Genomic DNA, 2,806 nt, shown 5'->3' on the forward strand with positions numbered 1-2,806 from the left:
CATCGACGCCGTGCTCACCGCGCTGTACGCCCGCGACATTCGCGCCGTGCTGCTCGAGGGCGGCGCCACCACGGCCGGCTCGTTCGTCGCCGCCGGCGCAATCGACCGCGTCGTGGGGTACCTCGCTCCGGCCCTGCTCGGCGACGGCCCGGCCGTCCTCGCCGGCGGTGGGATCACGACGATCTCCGATGCCCTGCGGCTGCGCATCGACGACATCGCGTTCGTCGGCGCCGACATCCGCGTCACTGCCGTCCCGCGGGTCGACGCTGACCCCATCGACTCCCACCCCAGCAACACCCCCGGAGGTATCTGATGTTCACCGGAATCATCGAGGAGCTCGGGGAGGTGATCGCGGTCGAGCAACTGCCGGACTCCGTGCGTCTGACCATCGCCGGCCCGGCGGTCACGGCCGACGCCGCACATGGTGACTCCATCGCGGTCAACGGCGTGTGCCTGACCGTCATCGACGAGCAGCCCACCGACGGGCGTTTCACCGCCGACGTCATGGCCGAGACGCTCAACCGTTCCAGTCTCGGTGTGCTCCAGGCCGGCTCGCGCGTCAACCTCGAACGCCCGATGGTGCTCGGCGGGCGGCTCGACGGCCACCTCGTGCAGGGGCACGTCGACGGGGTCGGTCAGATCACGCAGCGCACGCCCGGCGAGGACTGGGAGGTCGTGCGCATCAGTCTCCCGACGAACCTCTCCCGCTATGTCGTCGAGAAGGGGTCGATCACCGTCGACGGCATCAGCCTGACCGTCGTCGAGGCCCACGACGACTGGTTCTCGATCAGCCTGATTCCCACGACCCTCGCCCTGACGACGTTGGGGCACAAGCAGATCGGCGATCCGGTCAACCTCGAGGTCGATGTCATCGCCAAGTACGTCGAGCGCCTGACCGGCGCCGGAAAGGAGCAGCGTCATGGCTGATCAGCCCGCCACCGGGAGCCGCGACGACCTCGGGCTGGACGTCGACGGCCGGCCCATCGTCATCGACTCTGTCGAGGACGCCATCGCCGACATCGCCGCCGGTCGACCGGTCGTGGTCGTCGACGACGAGGACCGCGAGAACGAGGGTGACATCATCGTCGCCGCCGACTTCGCGACCTCCTCCGTCATCAACCTGATGATCACGCAGGGCCGCGGGCTCGTCTGCCTGGCCATGACCGCGGAGCGCGCCGCCGAACTCGATCTGCCTGACATGGTCCGCCGCAACCAGGACCACATGGGCACCGCGTTCACGGTCTCCGTCGACGCCAGTGCGGAGCACGGTGTGAGCACCGGCATCTCGGCCAGCGACCGCGCGCGCACGGTGCAGGTGTGCCTCAACGGCACCGCTGCCGACCTCAACCGACCCGGGCACGTCTTCCCACTCGTGGCACGGGCAGGCGGAGTCGTCGTGCGGCCCGGTCACACCGAAGCGGCCGTCGATCTCGCGCGCTTGGCCGGCTGTCGCCCCGCCGGGGTCATCGTCGAGGTCATCAACGACGACGGCGAGATGGCGCGTCTGCCCGACCTGGCCGCGTTCGCGCGTCGCCACGGGCTGCGGCTGATCACCATCGAGGACCTCATCGCCTACCGCGCGCGCACCGAGACGTTCGTCGAGCGCATCGTCACGACCACCCTGCCGACGAGCCACGGCCGGTTCACCGCGCACGGGTATCGCACGCTCGTGCCGGGCCGCTTCGAGGAGCAGATGGTGCTCGTGCACGGCGACCTCGGCGACGGCGAGGACGTGCTGGTGCGACTGCACTCCGAATGCCTCACCGGTGATGTGTTCGGGTCGCGGCGTTGCGATTGCGGGCCGCAGTTGAACGCCTCCCTTGACGCGGTCGTGGCGGAGGGGCGCGGGGTCGTGGTCTACCTGCGCGGTCACGAGGGTCGTGGCATCGGGCTGGTGGAGAAGTTGCGCGCCTACGCGCTGCAGGACACCGGTGAGGACACCGTCGACGCGAACCGGTCGCTCGGTCTGCCCGACGACGCGCGTGAGTACACCGCGGCGGCGCACATGCTGCGCGATCTGGGGGTGGGGTCGGTGCGGTTGCTGACGAACAACCCGGCCAAGGGCGCGGCGCTGACGAGGCTCGGAATCCCCGTGACCGGGCGCGTCCCGATCCAGGCGGGGGTCACCGACGAGAACGCCGCGTATCTGCGGACCAAGGCCGAGCGGATGGGCCACGACCTGCCGTGGTTGAACCAGCCGGCCCCCACCAACCCGACCCCCAACCCCAACCCGACCCCCTGTGGAGGACGAGCATGAGCGGTCACGGAGCGCCGAAGCTGAACGTCGACGGAGCCGCGGACCTGTCCGTCGCGATCGTGGCGTCGATGTGGCACACCCAGGTCATGGATGGCCTGATCGAGGGTGCGCAGCGGGCCCTGAAGGAGATGGGCATCACCGACGTCACGTTGGTGCGGGCGGCCGGGAGCTTCGAGTTGCCGGTCATCGCCGCGAAGCTGGCGGCCACGCATGACGCGGTGATCGCGTTGGGCGTGATCATTCGGGGTGGGACGCCGCACTTCGAGTACGTGTGCTCCGCAGCGACGGACGGGCTGGCGCGGGTGGCGCTCGACACCGGCACGCCGGTGGGCTTCGGGTTGCTCACCTGTGACACCGACGAGCAGGCCATCGACCGCGCCGGGCTGGCCGGTTCGCGTGAGGACAAGGGCCGCGAAGCCGCCGAGGCCGCCGTGTCGACGGCGCTGACGCTGCGCTCCTTCCGCGCCTGAGTCCCCGCACCCCGCTCCCCGCCCTCCAGCGGTTCGAGGTGTTAGCGACCGCCCGGGCGGTCGCTAATACCTCGAACCG

General features: G+C 70.2%; 4 protein-coding genes. All 4 read left to right on the forward strand.

Going from position 1 to position 2,806, the window contains the following annotated elements; genetic code table 11:
* A partial coding sequence (locus KD1_RS10920; RefSeq protein WP_174521106.1) for a RibD family protein occupies positions 1–313 on the forward strand: 313 nt, incomplete at its 5' end.
* Complete coding sequence (locus KD1_RS10925; RefSeq protein ID WP_068401844.1) at positions 313–927, forward strand: riboflavin synthase; 615 nt, start codon at positions 313–315, stop codon at positions 925–927. The genes KD1_RS10920 and KD1_RS10925, both read left to right, overlap by 1 nt.
* Positions 920–2,257, forward strand: coding sequence for a bifunctional 3,4-dihydroxy-2-butanone-4-phosphate synthase/GTP cyclohydrolase II (locus tag KD1_RS10930; RefSeq protein WP_068401846.1), 1,338 nt, complete (start codon positions 920–922; stop codon positions 2,255–2,257). Before KD1_RS10925 ends, KD1_RS10930 begins: the two co-directional genes overlap by 8 nt.
* Positions 2,254–2,727 carry a 6,7-dimethyl-8-ribityllumazine synthase gene (ribH, locus tag KD1_RS10935; RefSeq protein ID WP_068401848.1) on the forward strand — a complete coding sequence of 158 codons (474 nt, stop codon included), beginning with the start codon at positions 2,254–2,256 and terminating at the stop codon, positions 2,725–2,727. The genes KD1_RS10930 and ribH overlap by 4 nt, the downstream gene beginning before the upstream one ends.
* The last annotated feature ends 79 nt before the right edge of the window (positions 2,728–2,806 follow it).

Source organism: Kribbia dieselivorans NBRC 106261, from assembly GCF_001552435.1.
Taxonomy (GTDB): Bacteria; Actinomycetota; Actinomycetes; order Actinomycetales; family Dermatophilaceae; genus Kribbia; species Kribbia dieselivorans.

Excerpts from the sequence above, each read along its gene's own strand:
- ribH (WP_068401848.1), top strand. The coding sequence starts at position 2,254 with ATGAGCGGTCACGGAGCGCCGAAGCTGAACGTCGACGGAGCCGCGGAC.
- KD1_RS10930 (WP_068401846.1), top strand. The coding sequence starts at position 920 with ATGGCTGATCAGCCCGCCACCGGGAGCCGCGACGACCTCGGGCTGGAC.
- KD1_RS10925 (WP_068401844.1), top strand. The coding sequence starts at position 313 with ATGTTCACCGGAATCATCGAGGAGCTCGGGGAGGTGATCGCGGTCGAG.